Here is a 19,137-nt window from a genome sequence, read left to right as displayed (position 1 = left end):
TGTCTCACACTGTAGGCAGTGTACCACCGTCAATTACATAATCGACGCCGTGAATGGCGGCGGCTTCTGGCGAGGCTAAAAAGCCCACCAATGCGGCAACCTCTTCTGGGCGATTGGGACGGCCTAGGTCAATGCCACCAAGGCTGTCCATCAACTGTTGCCGAGTTTGTTCGAGAGTATTCCCGGCGTGGGCAGCTAAGCGTGCGACCAGCGCCTCTGCGGCCTGGGTGGCCGTATAACCAGGGCTGACGGCGTTAACCCGGATGCCCAACGGCCCCAGTTGTCGCGACAGTCCTTTGCTGTAATTGGTCAGTGCCGCTTTGGCGGCGGCATAAGCCAAGGTGGATTCATGTAATGGCATTTTGCTCTGAATCGAAGATACATGAATAATGGCTCCCTGTTGTCTTGGCAACAACAACGGCAGTAATAGCCGATCAAGACGTACCGCACTGAGCAGGTTCAAATTAAGCTCCTGTTGCCAGAGTGCATCGGTTAGGGCTAACACTCCGCCGCCGGGTGAGGTAGAACCACCCACAACATGCACTATCACCTCCAGTGAGTCCCAATGTGCCATCAGCGAATCAGCGACTTGCTGACATCCTTCAGTTGTTGCCAAATCTGCTGCAATAAAGTGCTGGCAATTATGTTGCGCAGGAATATGGCGGGCAACGCCAATGACCGCGGCATTACGCTGCGCAAAATAGTCCGCGATTGCTTGGCCAATCCCTTGTCCGGCACCTGTTACTAATACCCGCGTCTGTGTGTGAGTCATTAGCGGAACTCCATTTGAGTGATTAACTGCTGCGCTAGCGTAAATACTATGGTTAGCGTGAGTGGACTAGCACTGAACTCACCAGTCACGACGGTATCCACATACCACAGAGTTTGCTGTTGCCGCCAAGATATGCCGTGGCAGCGGTGCTGATAGCGTGCGATGCTTGCCTGTTGCCAGGCTTGGACGTTAGCTATGCCCTGGTGGGTTTCGCCTTCATCTTGTACTTGAATATCGGCGGCCATACATGTGTTGAATAACGACATATCCCGCTGATTTACCGCCTTAAAATACTGCTGAATCACCCTCGGTAGTGCGACCATACTGAGTCCTCCTATAGCGTTGATGGCAGCAGTTTACGGGGCGGCACTGACAACCCTATGTCAGTGCTTGAACAGCAGACATGATGTGATGGCGCATCATGTCTGTCTCAACTTCGAGATACGCCTGTTGGGCAGGACTAACCGGCACTAAGGTTGTTGCCAAAAAATGGCGCATGGTTTTCACCGAAGTCGTCTTGAATGGTGGGGCATTGTTACATGGATTGTGTGACATCACTCAGCGAGCGCTCAAGTGCAGGGGAAAGTGAAACTGTTGGCATCTGAGCCAATGCTTGACTCAGATGCTTCACTATTGGGATACCGCTTACCAGCGGAGCTCTGCCCCGATACCAATCACTCGTGGTGCGCCGGATATGGCATCGACATCATCACGCAGATATTGCACATAATCCTGATCGAACAAGTTGTTGGCAAACAGGTAGGTGCTCCAGTCGCCATTATCATAAGCGAGGCGTGTATTCACCAGCGTGCGTGATGACACCCGAGTGCGATCGAGTGCCATATCGGTATACACCTTGCTGCGGTAGTTGGCATTGAGGTTCCAACTGAGATGGTCGGTGAAATACACATTTACCCCGGCCGCGACAGTATGGTTGGGGGCGTAACTAAACTCCTCACCGGCATAACTGGTTGTTGTACCATTCATCACAGAGTCAAATTGGTCGAATTTGGTTCTCGAATAACTGTATGACAAGTACCCGTCGATATCTGCTGTTAGCTGTTGTTTGAAGGACATTTCTATCCCATACAGGTGCGCCTTTCCGGCATTGACCGTGTTGTAATCGTAACTGTTAAGACCAAAATTAGCCGTGACCTGTTTGTCCTTCCAGTTGACGTAATACAGGTTAGCGTTAAACACTCCATCAATAGACGGCAGAGATTGGCGCCAAGCCAGCTCATAGTTATCTGTATATTCAGGATCATAGGCGACGACGCTACTGCGGGCGATATTGAGACTGCTACCGCCTGAGCGGTAGGCCCGCTGGTAAGTGGCGGTAATGGACGTATCATCGTCAATATTGAAGCGGGCACCAATCTTGGGCAAGAAGGTATCTGTGGTCGTTGTTGTTTCCGGACTGCTGCCACTGGCTTGTGCTACTAAGCCCAATACGGCGCTGTTGATGCCACCTACTAATTGATACAACAGGCTGCCATCTGCACCAAATAGGGTCGGGTCGGGCAAAACCCCGGCAAAGCGGGAATCTGTATCCGAACTGAAACGGTATTGTTGGTGATCATAACGAAAGCCCGCTTGCAGACTCCAGCGACTATTCAAGCGATACTCCATATCAGCGAACAACGCTTGGTTTTCTGACGTGCTGTCATTAAGCGACAGATAGTCGACCGGAATTTGTGGCAAGGCGGCACCATAAAGTGTGGCGACTGTGCTGGCTGAACCGCTATCGAGACCGTATCCCTGTAACAATGTGGCGATAGTGGTTACCGGGGTATCCAGATTACTCAGTGTGCTGAGCAGGCTATGGTTATCATGTTTCGCGGCATAGAGCCCCAGCAGACCACTCAGGGCTTCGCCTTGATAATTGGCCCGTAGTTCTTGGGTGAAGACTTTGTAGTTGTTCGTCTGTGTCCCATAGTTACTGTCTGCTGCACGTAAGTCGACGTCATAGACACGATCCACATCAGATTTGCTGTAGGAGGTGACAGAAGAGAACTGCCAGTAGTCGTTTAACTGATAATTCACATTTAACGAGGCCAGATCTGTCACGGCATCGGAGCGATTTTCGCGGTTTGAGGTATTCACTCTGCCGGGAAGATCCAGTTGATTATAGGTAAACATATACGGGCCATCGCGATTATCCCGGGTATAACTGAGCAGTACCTTCAAGCCATCAACCGCTTTGGGTGTCCACAGCAGTTTACCTCTTAGCATCAGCGAATTGAGTTCATCTTCGGTGCCGCCTCGGGTGATGTTGTCGGTGAACCCTTCAAACAGGCGCTTGTCTGCGGCAAAACGGAATGCCAGTTCATCGTCAATCAGTGGCCCGCCAACGGCAATGGACATGCGTTTATCATCGGGATTGGACCATTGCAGCCGCGCTCGACCGCTCCAGTCCATAGTTGGATCTTCGGTTTTGATCACTACCGCGCCCGCTAGGGCATTTTCTCCCTGAATGGTGGATTGCGGCCCTCGTAGCACTTCTACCTGGGCTACGTCCCAGAGGTCGCTGGGGCCGGTATCACTGATCTGACTGGGCAGTGGCACATCATCCATGTAAATGGAGGCCAACGGGTTATCGGCACCCGATTCGCTGCTGATGCCGCGGATGGTAAAACCGCGGTTGCCGTACATCTGGGAAATATTAGGGGTTTTATTGAGAATGTCGTATAGCGACTGGATATTCTCCTGCTCCAGTTTCAGCGCGGTAGTGACATCCACGCTGGCTGCGGTATCTTGCATGGAACGGCGGTTTTTCTCCCCCATGACAGTAATTTTTTCGATATTGCCACTCTCATCGGCCAATGCCGCTTGGCTCGTGACCAAGGCGCTTAATATGGCGAGTGACAGCATGGTTTTAGTGCCAGACAGATATCCCATCGTTCCCCCTAAATTAATTTCTATCGTTAAAAAACAAAGTGTTGGAAATATTTTTTGTATTCAGTAGACAAAAACTGGCCGCCGCGATGACAAATGTCATCGCGTTTGGTGTGGTTGGAAATTAGCGTCGCTAGTGCGCGAGCCACTCAGTGGGGAGTGGCCAGGATGTCACTAAGATCTTGCCTTGCCAGGTTTCCAGCGTTAGCCACAAACGTGCACCATCATCGATGTGGTCGCTAGCAAGTGCATGCACATGCTGGCCGTAGCGCGAGCCATGCAGGATCCCCAGTTCGCCCTGCTGCATTTGAGACAAGGGCAACGCGGTGGTGCCTATGTTCATGTAGCCTTGGCGAATGTGGGCAAGATCGCCTTGTTTAAAGGTCACCATAAAATCTTTGATGTACTCACCATCGTGTTGATAGGGCTGAGCATCATCCAGTGGCGTGGGGATAACGCTGAACTCCCCGACAGTTGCTGCTGCCATCGCCGCGGGGAAACTGGGATGCAGGGAGCGGTAAAGGAAGTAGACTGGCAGTAATAATACAAGGCCGCTTAGCTTGAATTTGTTGCGGTTCCAGAAATTAGCGTTGAGTCTAGCCATTAGCAATGCTCCTCGACTTTCTTCCAGGACGTTTCTGCTGTGGTCGCCTTAGCCCTCACCAGACGTTGGCTCCAGATGATAAAACCAGTGATGGACATCCCAGTCAGCAAACTGCCAAACACAAACCAGACGAGTTTGCTCCAAAGTCCACCAAAAGTGCCGTAGTGCAGGGGATCGACAATATGCGTGATGGTTTGTAGCGTATTCATATCGGTCGGAGAGGAAGCCTGCATAATCTGCCCCTGCCAAGGATTGACCGCAACTTGATAGGAATAATCATCGAAAAAGATTTCGCCACCACTGCCATACAGGTGATAGTTATCGCGGTTGTGTTCCGGAAGTCCAATGTAGCTGGGGTTGAAATTAGGGTAGCGCTGCTTGGCTAAGTGCAGCGCCTGTTGCAGCGATACCGGAAACGCTGATGGCTCTGTGGTCGGCAGCAACTGTCCTGAAATTGTGGGCGCGTGCGGCTCCATTTCAATCCCCATGTGGTAAGTAATGCCCTGAATCAGATACCAAAAGCCGGTTAAGCTGATGATCAATATAAACCAGATTGACCAGACGCCAGCCAAACGGTGCAGGTCAGCCAACAGGGTTTTCTTGCCCTGTTTGGTCCGAATTCTCGGCGCAGAGAAGGCTTTCCAGAACTGCTTGTAAATCATCAATCCACTGATCAGCGAGCCCAACAGCACCAGACTCATGGCACTGACCAGGTAGTAACCTATGCTATAACCATGTTGCCAAGGAAATAGCAGCCAGCCATGTAGCGTGCGCATGAAACCGACAAAGGTCAGACCGGCGTTGACCTCTTGGATCTTACCGCTGTATTGATTCACATAAGCGATTGCCATCGGTTTATCATGGTCGCTGAATATCACAGCATTGATCAGATAAGCGTCCATCACCATGACTTGCGCTACCTCGGCGCCGGGATAAGCCTTTTCTACCACGGCGATAAGTTCTGCCGGGGTTTTAGCCGGTAAATTATCAGGATTACTCGCTCTGGCATTCGGGTTAACTAGCCAAGTGATTTCATGGCTGACAACCGCAATCGTGCCAGTGAGGCAGATAAAACAGAACAGTACCCAGATGGGGAGTGCACACCAACCGTGGAAAGAGAACCAGAATCTGTTTGAAAGCTTGTACATGCCATAACCCATTTACATAAGCAGATTTGCGAATATTATAGATATTGAGAATCATTATCAATATTGTAATTGAGCAGCAGTATGGTTTTTATTGAGGTTGGCGGGCAAGGTCACAAATCACGGCAGTTTGCGACCGAAACCATGACCCAATAAGCACTACTGCGGGGTTTTTGGGCGAATTGCGGCACGCTTATATTTTGGACACTGTTGGGGATATCAAGCGGGAGCACAAAACGAGGGAATCTCTGGTATAACGGCCTTTTCTACCCCGTACATAGGAGGTACCCTCATTCACATATGCTGATGACTACTTTGTTAGCGTTGGGTAGGGAATGAACTCCTTGTCATCACCAGGGATCAACGGCAATGTCATCTCCCGCCATTGCTGTTTGGCTTGTTCGATTCGTTCTTGACGACTAGATACAAAATTCCAATCGATATAGCGATGGCCGAGCGGGTCACCACCAATAATGGCAATTTGGCTATCTCGAGTGGCGGTTAGCCGCAGATTGGGGGTGGCATCAAGGACGGCCATATCGTGTTCGGCAATCACAGTGTCTTTGAGCGACACTTCACCATTGACCACATATAAACCCCGCTCGCTGGCTTCTGGCAGTGGCAGCGATTGCCCCTGTTGTAGTTGGGCTTCTACATACAAAGTGCTGCTGAAGGTTTTGACGGGCGAGGTAACCCCATAAGCGCTGCCAATCATCACCCGTAGCGGCACGCCATCCAGTACCCGTTGTGGTAAGGTGGCCGCAGGATAGTGATAGAAGGCTGGGGCGGTTTCTTCATCCTGCTCAGGCAATGCCAGCCACAGTTGTAAGCCATTCAATTGATGGGCGCTATTGTGAACCTCAGCCCTTTCCCGCTCGGAATGTACCATGCCACTGCCTGTCACCATCAAATTGATATCTCCTGGGCGTATTGCTTGCACACTACCAATGGAATCCCGGTGCAGGATCTCGCCATGAAACAGGTAAGTGACGGTCGCGATATTGATATGAGGATGAGGTCTGACATTTATGCCTGTTCCCGCAGCAAAGGTTGCTGGCCCCATATGATCGAAAAATATCCAAGGGCCAACCTGACGTACCTGCTGATTAGGCAGTGCCCGGCGGACACTGAAACCGCCGAGATCTTTGTCTTTCGGATGGATAATTTGCTGCACAGCGCCACATCCCTTATGGATGTCACATTGGCTGGCGGTGGTTTGCTGCAGATTGCTCATTTTACACTCCCTGTCGGTTGGATCAGTGTCGGCGGGTGCCTGAGTACCCCTCATATTAGCATCAAATGAATTTCTGTCAGTAAAGCTCAGTTTTGACTGTCAGGGTAATCTGCAATTGCCGAGCGACTCACTGCGATCGTAGCCGAGTAACTGCCTATGTCATCAACTGTTCAGCAGCGTCCTTAACAGTGATGCTCTCTGCGTTGAGCACTCAATAGCTTGAATGCGCCAGTCAAGGAGGCCTCAGTTAGCCATTAGGTGTCAGTACAAACGGTCTTAGCCGCAATTCGGCAGCAGTGCTTGGTTAAAGCGCAATAGGGATTGTTAGTCGTTGGCAGAGGACACTGCCGGGATTGCGTTGAAACTTGGGACTAACGGCAGTTTGTAGCTGACCGCTAATGGTAAGGCGCTAAGGTCATGATCATGAGCCCTAGTTGATGGGAAAAGTGCGTCAGCTGTATAACACCAGCGCAATAGCACCATAAGGGTCATTCAGTTTTTTAACGCGAATGTAACAAAAGCACTTTGCACGGTGAAAATCTTAGCGCAGAATCGGATTTTTCACCGATAAATGCCGTTTACTCCCACAGCTTGAGAGGTTCTTATGTCAGCATTTCAGCAAGTTACCGTGGCGAAAAAGCCAATATCTATTTTGATGGCAAAGTGACCAGCCGCCAGCTGACATTTGCCGATGGTTCAGTCAAAACCCTGGGCATCATGTTACCGGGGAATATCAGTTTGGCACTGATGCGCCAGAGCTGATGCAGATCCAGGCCGGAACGCTGGAAGTGCTGCTACCGGGTAGCGAACAGTGGTTAAGCGTGAGCGCTGGTGAACAGTTTGCGGTGCCGGGTAACAGCCGTTTCTCGCTAAAGGTGCACAGTGTGACCGATTATTGCTGTTCCTATCTGAAATAACCGGTTAGGCGCGCGAACCATTGCGGGTGCCAGCCGGGATTGACGCGTTGCGGGTCGCCAAAGAGGTGATTGAACCATGGCAGCAGAAACCGTCTGAATCACCAGTATTTAGTTGTAGCAAGGAGCTGTAATGTTAGATATCAGGGCGTTTACGGAGGCAGATTTCCCATCTGTCAGCGCCATTTATCAGCAGGGTATTGCAAGTGGTAAGGCGACATTTCAGGTCGCCAACAAAAGCTGGCAAGAATGGGACAGTTCCATGCTGCCGCAGTGTCGGCTGGTGGCCGTATCTGGCGACAAGGTGCTGGGGTGGGCGGCGCTGTCGGCCGTATCCAAGCGACCGGTATATGCGGGAGTTGCCGAAGTCAGCATCTATGTGGCTAATGAAGCCAAACAGCGTGGCGTGGGTTCAGCACTGATGAGTCGTCTTATCCATGACTCAGAGGCTGCTGGTTTCTGGACCTTGCAAGCCGGGATTTTCAGTGAAAACCTTGCCAGCATTGCGCTGCACCAAAAGTATGGCTTTAAACTGCTGGGGATCCGCGAAAAACTCGGGCAGCTGCATAGTGTCTGGCGTGACGTTGCCTTTATGGAACGTCGCAGTCAGCTTGTGGGCTTGCCCGCAAGCGTTGAACGGGCGGTGTAATCAGGCAAGTTTTCTAAATTAAGCCATAATAATATCAAAGAGATAAGCCTTGTGAGGCGCGCTATGAAAAAGGCTGTTTTGATCGTGGCCGCATTACTGGCGATTGCCTGGTTACTCACTGGGCTGTTTGTCTGGCGAGAAGCGCGGAATGAAGTGGTTTTTCTCTGTGGTAATTTTACCCCAGGCGTCAGTAAAACCTCGGTGCTCAAGCAACTGGCAACCGGCGAGTTTTTACGGCTGTCAGCCCAGCATATGACCAATGGCAGCCGTATTGTGGCCGACAGCCCTTATACGTTAGGACATTATCGCTGCGTGATTGAGTTTGACGCTAACGACAAGGTGCGTAGGGCTGGGCTTGAATAACGTCAGTTAGTGTTCTTCCGCACCAAAACATTCACTGTATGTCGAACATTCATCACAGCTGGGCGCACGACAGATATAGTCGCCACCCTGTTCACATAACTGTTTGTATAGAAAACGTTTCCAGCGCATATTGCGATCATTGGCGCGGAACAGTTGCGGAAAATACCAAGCAAACATGCGGCTCAGCCTGGGGCGCTCTGGCAATCCCAGATCTTTCCACAGATGGCGATTTCCTAAACAACCACAGGCAATAACTGCCGCGGCAGGTTCTACCAAATTGGCATCAGGGTTGGCATGTTCCAGTAACAGCGCCATCAGCTCCTGATATTCCTTGTGTCGCATATTGCGCAATTGTTGGCGCAGTTGTCGTAACGCGTGCTGATGCTGTTTGTTCAGGGTTTGACGCAGCACGCGGGTCTTGGCTGTTAGTGCCTCATAAGGAGCGTGTTCCAGCCCCAGCATTGGCGGTAATACGGTGTCCCCCGCAATGTATGACAACATGATGGGGAGCCAGAACAGCTCGATTTCATCTTCTTTAGTCATAATGATGCTCCAATCCCGGTGAGACTACCTCGTGGGTTAACCGCTATGTTCAATTCATTGACAATGGCTTCTTCAATGGGGCAGATGCTGGCGCACTGCGGGGCAGCATATTGCCCTTCACAGCCGCTGCAACGACGACGATGAATATGAAAGCGCCCGCTGCTATCTGGATCGGCATATACCGCCTGATTGGGACAAACGAGCTGGCAGGCGTGGCAACCAACGCACTTATCAGTAATGGCATACTTCATCGGCGTTCTCCGTGCTGGTCTGGCTAGCGAGTTTGGCGGCAATACTGTGGAGTGCTGCAACAATCGGTTGGAAGGCAAAATCGACATTGGGGGTAACGCCAAGCTGTTCCAGTGCCCGCCATGGGGTGATGCCCATTCTGGCGCACAACACTGTCTGGCAATCTGCTACTGCCTCAATAATCAGCTGTTTATCACTTTCATCATCGGGGCATGACTGTTGTCCCGCGCAGTATTGGGCAACCTGACGGGTTTCCAGAAAAATGAACTGCCGCTGCTGTGGATCAAAGCGATAGATTTCAAAGCGTTTGGCATGACCGAAGTGGGTTTGGATCAAGGTTTCTCCATTGCTCGCAACCGCCAGTTTATAGCCGCTAGGCGGTGGTGTTGCTTCGTCTTGCCCACAACCTGCCAAGGTGCCAACCGCATCGGCGCGGCACTGTTGGCAATGGGTCATCTGCGGTAGGTACTGCGATGATATGGCGCGAGCTGCTGCCAATTCCTCCGCGGTTGGGCCGCGTTGCCCGTTCAAACCAAAAAAGGTGCCGTGTTCGGCGGCAGAGATCAGCGGCATGATATTGTGCATCAGTGCCCCGCGTTGGCGTACGGCTTGGGCAACCTGCTCGATATGCTGCTCGTTCACTCCGGGAATTAAGACCGTATTTACTTTAACCAACATACCAACGGTAACTGCCGCTTCAAGCCCGAGCAGTTGATTGTGGATCAGGCGTGCGGCGGCCTCTCGGCCACGTAGGCGTTGATGTTGGTAATACACCCACGGGTAGATCTGCGCCCCAATCGCGGGATCAATACAGTTGATGGTGATGGTCAAGTGATGCACACCAACTGCCGCCAGTTCGGCCGCATAATCGGCCAGCATCAAACCGTTGGTGGAGATACACAACTGTGCCTGTGGATCTTCGGCACGAATTTTTTCAAGGTGGCAAAGGTCGCCTGTGGATTGGCCAACGCATCACCGGGGCCGGCGATACCGACCACTGTCAGATTCGGCGCGCGTTTCTTGATACTGCGGAACTGTCGCAGTGCGGCCTCACTGTCCAGCAACCGCGATACCACACCTGGGCGCGACTCGTTGCTACAGTCATACTTGCGGTTGCAGTAATGACATTGGATGTTGCAGGCGGGGGCCACCGGCAGGTGCATACGGGCGTATTGATGCGCCTGTTTAGAATAACAAGGGTGGGTGGCGATCTGCTGTTGGATCTCTTTGGGCAACAGGTGGCGTACTTGCGCTGATGCTGGATGGGTTAAATTTGACTGGTGCTCCATGACTTCCTCAGCAATAAGGTAAACACTGCAAGCACTGTTGCAAACACTGTTCCTGCTATTTATTCATTATTTATCAATATATTAAATTATATTGAGACTGTGGCTTGCCGGACAATTGTCACAAAAGTGACAACTGCACCGACAACCGCTTTTACAGCTGTTTCATCTCGATATTCATGATTTGAATGCGATAAGCGATTTGCCGTGGTGTCATGTTCAGCAACCGCGCCGCCTTGGCTTTTACCCAACCGGAACGTTCCAGTGCGTCAATCACCTGCTCGCGCTCATCCAGGCTCGGCTCCGCAGTGTTGTATTGATGGTGATTGGCGGCATGGGTTTTGGCTGGTTGCAGCAGTTGACTATCCAACTGACTGAAACTAATCAGTTCCGGAACAATAACGCCAGATTCGCTCAGCACCGATGCACGCTCTAGCGTGTTTTCTAGCTCACGCACGTTGCCGGGCCAGCTGTAGCCCATCATCATCCGCAGCGTGCTGTCGCTGAGTGACACCTGGCGCTGCTGCGCCATGCTAAGTTTTTTGGTGATGTGTTCTGCCAGTTCCGGCAGATCTTCGATACGCTCTCTGAGTGGTGGTAAATACATGGGCATGACGTTCAGCCGATAGTACAGATCTTCACGGAAATTGCCCTGGCTGACTTCCTCTTCCAGATTGCGGTTGGTGGCGGCAATAATGCGCACATTGACCGCAATAGTGGAGGTGCCACCAATTCGTTCAAACTCCTTTTCCTGCAATACCCGCAGTAGCTTGGCCTGAAATGCCGCACTGGTTTCACCAATTTCGTCGAGAAAAATCGTGCCGTTATGCGCCATCTCAAAGCGGCCTTTGCGCTGCTTTACCGCCCCGGTAAATGCGCCTTTTTCATGACCAAACAGTTCCGATTCCAGCAGGTTGTCTGGCAGTGCCGCGCAGTTGAGTTTGATAAATGGGTTGTTGGCGCGGGGCGAGTTGTAGTGAATGGCATTGGCCACCAGTTCTTTACCCGTGCCGGACTCACCACGGAGCAACACGGTTGAATCCCAGCGGGACACTAGCCGGATCTGCTCAAAGATCTGCCGCATGGTTTTGGTGTGGCCCACCAAGTTTTTGAAACTGTAATTGTTGCGTACTTTTCGGCGCAGGCCGTCCCGCTCATCCACCAGCTGTTTTTCTTTGGTTTCAACCTTGTAGGCTAATTGCACATTTTTAGCGATCAGGTTAGCAATCATCTCTAAAAACTTGGCGAGAGCCGTCAGTGAATCATCGCGGCATTGGGGCGGCTGGGCTGAGAGCGCGCCGATAACTTTATTGCTGCCATCTTTTAACGGCACACAAATATAGGGCTTTTCATAGTCGTACAGTGCCAGTTTGTCAGCAAAACGCTGGTCATTGCCCAACTGGCGGATAACGATGGAACTGCCGTGTTGCAGCACATCACCAACAATGCCTTCACCCACTTTGTAGTACACCTGTTTTTCATCGGTGAGCGGCCGGGGTAGCGGATTGTGAATTGACTTGATCAGTAAAATATCGCGTTCTTCGTCCAGAATGGTCAGCATGCCACACATCAGCCGACATTCATTGTGCAGGATTTTCAGCACATTGTTGGCCGATTCCGGGTAGTTGAGGCTGGTATTCAGTTCACTACTGATCTTGTACATGGCGGCCAGCAGTTGCCGCTCGAGATCAAACAGATTCAATTCAACAGCCATATGCAATCACCATGTGTGTTTGGGGAATGTCAGGCGAATACTGGCACCGCCAAGGCGGGCGCTGTCGCCAATACTGATGGTGGCTGAGTGCTCGTTGAGCACCTGTTGTACTATCGATAACCCGATACCACGACAACCGGAAATATGGCGTGGCTTGGTACTGTAAAATGGCTGAAAGATCTTCAGACGATCGTTTTCTGGCACGCCACAGCCACTGTCTTCAACGACGATGCAGATATCGCTGTCATCTTCGCTGGTGGTAATCAGCAGGGTGCGCTCCGCGGCTTTGGATGACTGGATAGCGTCAATGGCATTATCAATAAGCTGTTTCAGCGCCAACACCAACCTATGGGGCATTCCAGAAATTGACGGCAACACCGCCTGCAACTGTAATTCCAGATGGGTACAGCTAAGCAGCATCTCATCGGTACTGATAGCGGTAACATCACGGATCACCTGGTTCAGATTGACCGGCTGGAAGGCTTCATTGGCCCGCTCTGGGATCGCCTGTTTAATTTCATTCATGGCACTGACAGCGTTGATCATCGCTTCATCCATGGCGTTGAGCCCCGGGCAGGCATGGTTGGTCTTTTTGAGGATCTTGACTGCCGACTCCAGCATGTTGAATGGCCCTTGCAGTTGATGCAGGGTTGCCATCAGCGCTTCCTGCATGGCATGCACATATTTGTTGTCGCTTGCCATCAGTTTCACGGCGTTGATGCGGCGCTCCTCCACCAGCAGTTTTTCCTTGGTGCGATCGGCAATCGCCACCACGGTATAAAACTCATCGGCGGGGTGAAAATAAGCTTCTGCGGTAGTGTCGGTAACCGGAATTTTGGCCAAGGCATAATCGAACCAGCGCTCCCCTAGCGGGCCACGTTCTTCCATATGCACGCCTTTGTAACGGTTCTGGCGATTGCCAACAAAATGCTCAATGGCTTCGTGGCCATACTCCTGCCGCAGTCCTTGCGCCAGCAGTTCAATGGGTGACATCTGGATGCTGTCACTCAGGTGTTCAAAACGCCGGTTACTGAACAGTACATTGTGGTTATTGTCGATAAGCGCAATAGCGATAGGGGCAGAGTTCAGCACGGCCTGGAACATGGTGTACTGGTTTTTCTGGTGTGTTTGTAGCTTGTGGCTGTCGGTAATATCTTTGTGGATGGAGTAGTAACAGTGTTTGCCGCTGTTATCTTTAAAGGCCGAAATGGAGATTTCGGCAATATAGGGTTGGCCGTTTTTGCGTTTGTTAATCAGCTGTCCTTGCCAATGATCACCGCGGGTGATGGCTCCCCAGAGACTTTCGTAAACACTGCGCGGTGTGGCCTTGTAAGACAGCATAGAGCAGTTATTTCCCAGCAACTCCTCGCGACTGTAGCCAGTGACTTCCAGAAACGTATCATTCACCAACAGCAGATTGCCGCGATTATCAGTGATGCTGATAGCGACAGGGGCATTTTGCAGGATCTGCGCATAGGCATCTAGACCGAATGCCGGAGTGTCAATCTGGGGGACAACATTGTCTCTCTGTTCCATATCCACCTTCCCGAGCTTTGCCGTGGCTGCTTGTGTCGTACATTTGCGAGCAATCAGATAATGGTTTCTGCATAAATCAGACCATTGCAACATTTTGCTAACTTCTACAAAACGCTATTGATATCTATTTGTTTTGTATGTGATTGTTTGTTTTACAACAATCCATTTTTGCCACAATAAAATTGTTAGCTTTACGACAAAACCCCAGACGTTGCTGACAATAGCTGGCACGGGTTATTGCTGATAATTTCACCAAATAGGTGCAGCCTTGCTCTCTGTGGTGGCACCTTGACGGCTTTGACCCTTGGCGCGCTTTGCCCTAGACTTGGCCGCAGTTGGTATTTCATCGAAAGCTGAATAACAGGAGGTGGCGATGTATCGCAGTGGACGGCATTGGTTATGGGGCAGCATGCTGCTTTGCAGCTGTTTCGGGAATGTAGCTCAGGCGGCAGACAAACCCGCTTATGGCGCAGAGTTAGAAGGGTTCAATTATCCATGGCCCGTGGCGCAATATGCGTTTCAATCGCAGCAACAGTCGCTGCATATGGCCTACATGGATCTGCAACCAGCAAAAGCCAATGGTCATACAGTGGTGTTGCTACATGGTAAGAATTTTTGTGGCGCAACCTGGGAAGCCACAGCGCGCAGTCTCAGCGAGGCGGGCTATCGGGTGGTGATGCCGGATCAGATTGGTTTCTGTAAATCCAGCAAACCACGGGCCTACCAATACAGTTTTCAGCAACTGGCACAAAATACTCAGGCTTTGCTGGCCTCCTTGTCGATTGATAAGGCCATTATCATGGGGCATTCCACCGGCGGCATGCTCGCCACCCGTTATAGCTTGATGTATCCCAAGCAGACTGAACAACTGGTGCTGGTTAATCCTATCGGGCTGGAAGATTGGAAAGCCAAGGGCGTTCCTTATATCGGGGTTGATGGCTGGTATCAACGCGAGCTCAAAGTGACCGACGAACGTATCCGTAATTACGAACGTAACACTTATTATGCTGGCGAATGGCGACCCGCCTATGAAAAATGGGTACAGATGCTGGCGGGCATGTATCGCGGCCCGGGTAAGGAGATTGTTGCCTGGAACTCGGCGCTGCTGTACGACATGATTTATAGCCAGCCCGTCTATTATGAGTTGGCACAGATCCAGGTGCCAACCTTGTTGCTGATAGGCGAGAAAGACACCACCGCACCCGGAAAAGATCTGGCTTCTGCGGCCGATAGAGCCAAGCTCGGCAATTACCCGGTACTGGCACGGGAAGCCGCCGCACGTATTCCCGGTGCTGCCTTAGTGTTGTTCCCCGATTATGGACATGCGCCACAGATGCAAGCTCCCGCAGAGTTCCATCAAGCGTTACTGGCGCATCTATTACCCCACCAATAAAAAATCCACTAGCGCCCGTGTCAGTGCGGGCGTTTTCCTCGCCGTCTTTAAACCACATAACGTACTCGCAAGCTGTTCGTTTTAGCGCTGTTTTGTCGGCTTTGCGACAAACACAGCAACGCATTAGCATTGCTCGATTTTTACAGAAAACTTAATAAAAACATTTTGTTGACTAATGCCATTAGGGTTCAAAGACAGTGGCATAAGCGTTGCAAAATTCCCCGCATTGATTGCCAACGGGGAACCCAACCATGACCGATGGTTTACTGATTTTTCTCGGCGCCGCCTTTGTGAATAACGTGGTGTTGGCTAAATTTCTTGGCCTGTGTCCTTTCATGGGCGTCTCGAACAAAATCGACAGCGCTGTAGGTATGGGGCTGGCAACTACCTTTGTGCTGACGTTAGCGGCAGTGGTGAGCTGGCTACTTGAATTTGCGGTACTCAGACCGTTACATCTGGAATTTATGCGCATCATCGCCTTCATTCTGGTGATTGCCGCGGTGGTGCAACTGACCGAACTCTACGTTAAAAAAGCTTCCCGGCGCTATATCAGTCGCTGGGGGTCTTTCTGCCATTGATCACCACCAACTGTGCGGTGCTGGGGGTGGCACTGTTAAGCATTCAGCAACAGTTATCACTGCTACAGACCTTTATGTTCAGTTTCGGTTCTTCCATTGGTTTCATGGTGGTGCTGGTGCTGTTTGCCGGTTTACGGGCGCAGCTCAGCCTGAATCGCATCCCCGCAGCATTCAAGGGAAATCCCATTGCGTTTATTACCGCGGGACTATTGTCGATGGCCTTTATGGGCTTTGCCGGAATTGTCTGAGGAGGCCAGCAGATGATAAGCGTACTGTTTTTTGTGTTATTGGGGGCGATGTTAGGGGCGGCCTTGGGATATGCCTCGCAGGTGTTCAAAGTGGAGAGTAATCCGCTGGTGGAGCAGATAGAAGCATTGATGCCCGGCGGTCAGTGCGGCCAATGCGGTGAAGCCGGTTGTCGTCAGGCGGCGGAAGCTATGGTGCGGGGCGCGCTTAGTCCGGCGGGCTGCCCGCTTGGTGGCGCTAACCTGACACAGCAGGTCGCCGAACTGCTTGGCGTCTCGGTCACTATTGCCGACGCTGACATACAGTGGGTGGCGACAATTGACGAGTCACTGTGCTCTGGCTGTGGTCGCTGTTATAAAGCCTGTCCTTTTGATGCCATTGTGGGCGCGACCAAACAGATGCACACCGTTATTCGAGATGTGTGTACCGGCTGCAAACTTTGTACTCAGGTGTGTCCACAACAGTGCCTGACAACTGTGGCATTGCCGCCAGACAGCCGCAGCTGGTTTTGGCCTAAACCTCAAACGGCTGCGGCTTGAAGGAGGCATTATGTTGAAGTTTTTGCAGCGGCCATTTCGCGGAGGGATCCATCCCGACAGCAATAAATTGCTGACCTGTAATAACGGCATTGACCGGGAATTCTGGCCACGTAATGTCATGCTGTCATTACAGTTGCGCAATGGCGCCAAACTCAATGCGCTGGTGCAGCCGGGGGATAAGGTGTTTCGCGGCCAGAAAATCGCCGACAGCCATTCGGAGATGGTGGCACCGATCCACGCGCCAGTGAATGGCGTGGTGACCGGCATTGCCCAGCATTTTAATTCCCATCCATCGAAAGCCAAATGTGACACCATCATTATCCGCGCCAACAGTGACAGGCGTTGGGGGAGCGTGCGCCACAGGGCAGTTTCTATCAACTGTCTGCCGCAGAAATTATCAGCCGGGTGCGTGAAGCGGGCATTGTCGGTTTAGGTGGCGCTGGGTTTCCCACGGCGGCCAAGTTGCAGTTTGCCCGCAACGCGGCGGTGCACACCTTAGTGATCAACGGCGGTGAGTGTGAACCTTACCTTACCTGTGATGATGTGGCGATGCAGCATTATGCGGCGGAGATCGTTGCCGGGGTAAGGCTGATGTTGACGGCTTGTGGCGCCCAGCAGGCGATTATCGGCATTGAAGACAACAAGCCTAATGCGATTGCACAGTTGCGCTTGGCCGCTTCTGAGGATGAGCAGATCCAGGTTCGCAGTGTTCCCAGCATTTACCCTATGGGCTCGGAACGGCACCTGATTAAGTGCGTCACGGGCAAAACGGTTCCCGTTGGCAAACTCTCTAACTCGGTCGGTATTCTCACCCACAATATCGCCACTACCCGGGCAGTCTATCAGGCGGTACGTTTCCACCGACCACTGGTGAGTCGGGTGATCACGGTTTCTGGCCGCGGTATTGGCAGCCCGCGCAATGTGGAAGTGCCAATGGGCACCCCGGTGCATGAATTGCTGGCTTGGTGTGGTGGTATAAGTGACAGTACCGAACGCTTGTTATTTGGCGGCCCGATGATGGGGCAGGTGATTTCCTCGCCCTATATCCCAATTGATAAAACGGTTGGGGGATTTTGGCGCTGACAGCCGCTGAGGTGCGGCAGCGAACCCCTTCAGATTGCATTCGTTGTGGTCAATGTGTGCGCGCCTGTCCTATGGGGTTGATGCCGTTTCAGATGGCGGCGTTTAGCCGGATTTCCGATTTTACCGCGGCTGAAACGATTGGCATTCAGCATTGTCTTGGCTGTGGTGCTTGCAGTTACGTGTGTCCTTCCGCAATCCCTCTGGTGCAGTACTTTCTCCATGCCAAAGGGTCTCTCAATGCTAACCGCTTGAAAGCACAACGGGCCGCCAAAGCGAAAGAGCTGAATCAAATCCGCTTACAGCGACTCGCCGAAGAAGCGGCGGCTAAACAGGCAGCGAAAGCCGCCAAACGCCGAGAACGTCCCACCAGGGCAAGCCAACCGTTGCAGGAGCTGGAACATGATTGATTACGAACCCTCGTCAGGCCCGTTTGCCCATACGCGCAACAGTAGTGTGCGTATTATGTATACGGTGCTGCTCAGCTTGGTGCCAGCGCTGCTGTTTGCGGTCTATCAATTCGGTGTTGGCAGTTTGCGCACCGTGCTGGTGTGTTGTGTGGTCGCTGTGGTAACGGAATATGTTTGTCTGAAACTGCTGCAACGCCGCACTCGTGCCTGTATCGATGGTTCTGCGCTATTAACCGGTTTACTGCTGGCCATGAGTCTGCCATCCACCGTCCCCATGTGGTTGGCAGCCATGGGCAGCGCTTTTGCTATTGTGGTGGGCAAACAGATTTACGGTGGCCTAGGGCAAAACCTGTTCAATCCGGCAATGCTGGCGCGGGTGATGTTGCTGATCTGTTTTCCGGTGGAAATGACCAGTTGGGCGTTGCCAACGCCGCTGGATTTCAGCCACAACCTGATAACGGTTCCCGATGGTTGGCAGCAGTTTGATGGGGTCACGGCCGCTACCACGCTTTCTGGCCTTGCCAAGACGCCCGATAGCTTGTCATCGATGTTTCTGGGGAGCCAAGCCGGCAGTCTTGGAGAAACCAGCAGTCTATTAATCCTCGCGGGGGCTTACTGCTATTACAACGGCGCATTATCCACTGGGCGATCCCTGTGTCATTTCTCGTCGGGCTGGGATTACCGGCGCTGATAGGGCATTGGTTAGCTCCTGCCACTTTTTTATCTATGCCCACCCAGTTGTTTAGTGGCGGCGCCATGCTGGGCGCTTTTTATATTGCTACCGATCTCGTGACATCGCCCACCAGCGTTCGCGGTCAACTGTTATATGGCTTGGGGTGCGGGTTGTTGATTTGGTTGATCCGCAGTTTTGGCAATTATCCAGAAGGCGTGGCCTTTGCCGTATTGATCATGAATGCGGCCAGCCCACTTATCGACCATTACTTACGGCCAGCCATTTTCGGCAGCCGTTCATTGGCGGAGAAATAG

General features: G+C 51.9%; 19 protein-coding genes and 3 pseudogenes. 10 read left to right on the top strand and 12 right to left on the bottom strand.

Translation table 11 applies throughout. The features are described 5' to 3' along the window. Nucleotides 1–4 precede the first annotated feature (4 nt). The 6 genes from KHX94_RS05865 to KHX94_RS05840 all read right to left on the bottom strand — a co-directional run bounded on the left by KHX94_RS05865 (nt 5) and on the right by KHX94_RS05840 (nt 6,650). The gene (locus tag KHX94_RS05865; protein ID WP_213682730.1) at nt 5–772 is read right to left on the bottom strand and encodes an SDR family oxidoreductase; all 768 of its coding nucleotides are present in this window, start codon (nt 770–772) and stop codon (nt 5–7) included. After that, nucleotides 772–1,095 carry a nuclear transport factor 2 family protein gene (locus KHX94_RS05860; RefSeq protein WP_213682729.1) on the bottom strand — a complete coding sequence of 108 codons (324 nt, stop codon included), beginning with the start codon at nt 1,093–1,095 and terminating at the stop codon, nt 772–774. The genes KHX94_RS05865 and KHX94_RS05860 overlap by 1 nt, the downstream gene beginning before the upstream one ends. A 322-nt stretch (nt 1,096–1,417) precedes the next feature. After that, nucleotides 1,418–3,670 carry a TonB-dependent receptor gene (locus KHX94_RS05855; RefSeq protein WP_244859350.1) on the bottom strand — a complete coding sequence of 751 codons (2,253 nt, stop codon included), beginning with the start codon at nt 3,668–3,670 and terminating at the stop codon, nt 1,418–1,420. 130 nt (nt 3,671–3,800) lie between these two features. Beyond that, nucleotides 3,801–4,271 (bottom strand): hypothetical protein, encoded by a 471-nt coding sequence (locus KHX94_RS05850; RefSeq protein ID WP_213682728.1) that lies wholly within the window; start codon nt 4,269–4,271, stop codon nt 3,801–3,803. Beyond that, a complete protein-coding gene (locus KHX94_RS05845) occupies nt 4,271–5,419 on the bottom strand; it encodes a PepSY-associated TM helix domain-containing protein (RefSeq protein ID WP_213682727.1) in 1,149 nt (382 codons plus the stop codon). Before KHX94_RS05845 ends, KHX94_RS05850 begins: the two co-directional genes overlap by 1 nt. Nucleotides 5,420–5,726: 307 nt before the next feature. Continuing rightward, complete coding sequence (locus tag KHX94_RS05840; RefSeq protein WP_213682726.1) at nt 5,727–6,650, bottom strand: pirin family protein; 924 nt, start codon at nt 6,648–6,650, stop codon at nt 5,727–5,729. A 663-nt stretch (nt 6,651–7,313) separates the two neighbouring features. Here KHX94_RS05840 and ppnP point away from each other — a divergent pair. From ppnP to KHX94_RS05825, 3 genes and pseudogenes are all read left to right on the top strand, one after another. Further along, nucleotides 7,314–7,567, top strand: a pseudogene (gene ppnP / locus KHX94_RS05835) (pyrimidine/purine nucleoside phosphorylase). A gap of 130 nt (nt 7,568–7,697) precedes the next feature. Further along, on the top strand, nt 7,698–8,213 hold the full coding sequence (locus tag KHX94_RS05830) for a GNAT family N-acetyltransferase (protein WP_213682725.1): 516 nt from the start codon (nt 7,698–7,700) through the stop codon (nt 8,211–8,213). Between the two features lie 63 nt (nt 8,214–8,276). Then, complete coding sequence (locus KHX94_RS05825; protein ID WP_213682724.1) at nt 8,277–8,576, top strand: hypothetical protein; 300 nt, start codon at nt 8,277–8,279, stop codon at nt 8,574–8,576. Nucleotides 8,577–8,582: 6 nt separating this feature from the next. Here KHX94_RS05825 and KHX94_RS05820 read toward each other — a convergent pair whose 3' ends face one another. From KHX94_RS05820 to nifL, 6 genes are all read right to left on the bottom strand, one after another. After that, nucleotides 8,583–9,119: a nitrogen fixation protein NifQ gene (locus KHX94_RS05820; RefSeq protein WP_213682723.1), complete on the bottom strand. Its 537-nt coding sequence runs from the start codon at nt 9,117–9,119 to the stop codon at nt 8,583–8,585. After that, nucleotides 9,116–9,370: a 4Fe-4S dicluster domain-containing protein gene (locus KHX94_RS05815; RefSeq protein ID WP_213682722.1), complete on the bottom strand. Its 255-nt coding sequence runs from the start codon at nt 9,368–9,370 to the stop codon at nt 9,116–9,118. The genes KHX94_RS05820 and KHX94_RS05815 overlap by 4 nt, the downstream gene beginning before the upstream one ends. Continuing rightward, nucleotides 9,351–10,271 carry a NifB/NifX family molybdenum-iron cluster-binding protein gene (locus tag KHX94_RS05810; RefSeq protein ID WP_213682721.1) on the bottom strand — a complete coding sequence of 307 codons (921 nt, stop codon included), beginning with the start codon at nt 10,269–10,271 and terminating at the stop codon, nt 9,351–9,353. The genes KHX94_RS05815 and KHX94_RS05810 overlap by 20 nt, the downstream gene beginning before the upstream one ends. Further along, nucleotides 10,247–10,657 carry a radical SAM protein gene (locus KHX94_RS05805; protein ID WP_213682720.1) on the bottom strand — a complete coding sequence of 137 codons (411 nt, stop codon included), beginning with the start codon at nt 10,655–10,657 and terminating at the stop codon, nt 10,247–10,249. The genes KHX94_RS05810 and KHX94_RS05805 overlap by 25 nt, the downstream gene beginning before the upstream one ends. Before the next feature lie 151 nt (nt 10,658–10,808). Next, the gene (gene nifA, locus KHX94_RS05800; RefSeq protein ID WP_213682719.1) at nt 10,809–12,368 is read right to left on the bottom strand and encodes a nif-specific transcriptional activator NifA; all 1,560 of its coding nucleotides are present in this window, start codon (nt 12,366–12,368) and stop codon (nt 10,809–10,811) included. 6 nt (nt 12,369–12,374) lie between these two features. Then, nucleotides 12,375–13,904 carry a nitrogen fixation negative regulator NifL gene (gene nifL, locus KHX94_RS05795; protein ID WP_213682718.1) on the bottom strand — a complete coding sequence of 510 codons (1,530 nt, stop codon included), beginning with the start codon at nt 13,902–13,904 and terminating at the stop codon, nt 12,375–12,377. Nucleotides 13,905–14,277: 373 nt separating this feature from the next. Here nifL and KHX94_RS05790 point away from each other — a divergent pair, with 373 nt between their 5' ends. The 7 genes and pseudogenes from KHX94_RS05790 to KHX94_RS05760 all read left to right on the top strand — a co-directional run bounded on the left by KHX94_RS05790 (nt 14,278) and on the right by KHX94_RS05760 (nt 19,137). Next, entirely contained in the window at nt 14,278–15,297 is a 1,020-nt protein-coding gene (locus KHX94_RS05790; protein WP_244859349.1) for an alpha/beta fold hydrolase, read from the top strand. Between the two features lie 251 nt (nt 15,298–15,548). Further along, nucleotides 15,549–16,123 (top strand): annotated as a pseudogene (gene rsxA, locus KHX94_RS05785) (electron transport complex subunit RsxA). A gap of 12 nt (nt 16,124–16,135) precedes the next feature. Beyond that, nucleotides 16,136–16,660 (top strand): RnfABCDGE type electron transport complex subunit B, encoded by a 525-nt coding sequence (locus tag KHX94_RS05780; RefSeq protein ID WP_213682717.1) that lies wholly within the window; start codon nt 16,136–16,138, stop codon nt 16,658–16,660. A 10-nt stretch (nt 16,661–16,670) separates the two neighbouring features. Continuing rightward, nucleotides 16,671–17,093, top strand: a complete 423-nt coding sequence (locus KHX94_RS05775; RefSeq protein WP_213682716.1) for a hypothetical protein — start codon at nt 16,671–16,673, stop codon at nt 17,091–17,093. Beyond that, a complete protein-coding gene (locus KHX94_RS05770) occupies nt 17,003–17,743 on the top strand; it encodes an RnfABCDGE type electron transport complex subunit C (protein WP_213682715.1) in 741 nt (246 codons plus the stop codon). The genes KHX94_RS05775 and KHX94_RS05770 overlap by 91 nt, the downstream gene beginning before the upstream one ends. Beyond that, nucleotides 17,734–18,150: a 4Fe-4S dicluster domain-containing protein gene (locus KHX94_RS05765; protein WP_213682714.1), complete on the top strand. Its 417-nt coding sequence runs from the start codon at nt 17,734–17,736 to the stop codon at nt 18,148–18,150. Before KHX94_RS05770 ends, KHX94_RS05765 begins: the two co-directional genes overlap by 10 nt. Continuing rightward, nucleotides 18,143–19,137 (top strand): annotated as a pseudogene (locus KHX94_RS05760) (RnfABCDGE type electron transport complex subunit D). Before KHX94_RS05765 ends, KHX94_RS05760 begins: the two are co-directional and overlap by 8 nt.

It is taken from the genome of Shewanella dokdonensis, from assembly GCF_018394335.1.
GTDB classification, from domain to species: Bacteria; Pseudomonadota; Gammaproteobacteria; order Enterobacterales; family Shewanellaceae; genus Shewanella; species Shewanella dokdonensis.
Note: the sequence above shows the minus strand (reverse complement) of the source record. Positions and strands in the feature narration are given on the sequence as shown.

Coding starts and splice junctions, on each gene's coding strand:
- KHX94_RS05805 (WP_213682720.1), bottom strand. CDS start 10,657: ATGGAGCACCAGTCAAATTTAACCCATCCAGCATCAGCGCAAGTACGC.
- KHX94_RS05820 (WP_213682723.1), bottom strand. CDS start 9,119: ATGACTAAAGAAGATGAAATCGAGCTGTTCTGGCTCCCCATCATGTTG.
- KHX94_RS05780 (WP_213682717.1), top strand. CDS start 16,136: ATGATAAGCGTACTGTTTTTTGTGTTATTGGGGGCGATGTTAGGGGCG.
- nifL (WP_213682718.1), bottom strand. CDS start 13,904: ATGGAACAGAGAGACAATGTTGTCCCCCAGATTGACACTCCGGCATTC.
- KHX94_RS05815 (WP_213682722.1), bottom strand. CDS start 9,370: ATGAAGTATGCCATTACTGATAAGTGCGTTGGTTGCCACGCCTGCCAG.
- nifA (WP_213682719.1), bottom strand. CDS start 12,368: ATGGCTGTTGAATTGAATCTGTTTGATCTCGAGCGGCAACTGCTGGCC.
- KHX94_RS05825 (WP_213682724.1), top strand. CDS start 8,277: ATGAAAAAGGCTGTTTTGATCGTGGCCGCATTACTGGCGATTGCCTGG.
- KHX94_RS05840 (WP_213682726.1), bottom strand. CDS start 6,650: ATGAGCAATCTGCAGCAAACCACCGCCAGCCAATGTGACATCCATAAG.
- KHX94_RS05775 (WP_213682716.1), top strand. CDS start 16,671: ATGTTGAAGTTTTTGCAGCGGCCATTTCGCGGAGGGATCCATCCCGAC.
- KHX94_RS05855 (WP_244859350.1), bottom strand. CDS start 3,670: ATGGGATATCTGTCTGGCACTAAAACCATGCTGTCACTCGCCATATTA.
- KHX94_RS05865 (WP_213682730.1), bottom strand. CDS start 772: ATGACTCACACACAGACGCGGGTATTAGTAACAGGTGCCGGACAAGGG.
- KHX94_RS05850 (WP_213682728.1), bottom strand. CDS start 4,271: ATGGCTAGACTCAACGCTAATTTCTGGAACCGCAACAAATTCAAGCTA.
- KHX94_RS05790 (WP_244859349.1), top strand. CDS start 14,278: ATGTATCGCAGTGGACGGCATTGGTTATGGGGCAGCATGCTGCTTTGC.
- KHX94_RS05830 (WP_213682725.1), top strand. CDS start 7,698: ATGTTAGATATCAGGGCGTTTACGGAGGCAGATTTCCCATCTGTCAGC.
- KHX94_RS05845 (WP_213682727.1), bottom strand. CDS start 5,419: ATGTACAAGCTTTCAAACAGATTCTGGTTCTCTTTCCACGGTTGGTGT.
- KHX94_RS05860 (WP_213682729.1), bottom strand. CDS start 1,095: ATGGTCGCACTACCGAGGGTGATTCAGCAGTATTTTAAGGCGGTAAAT.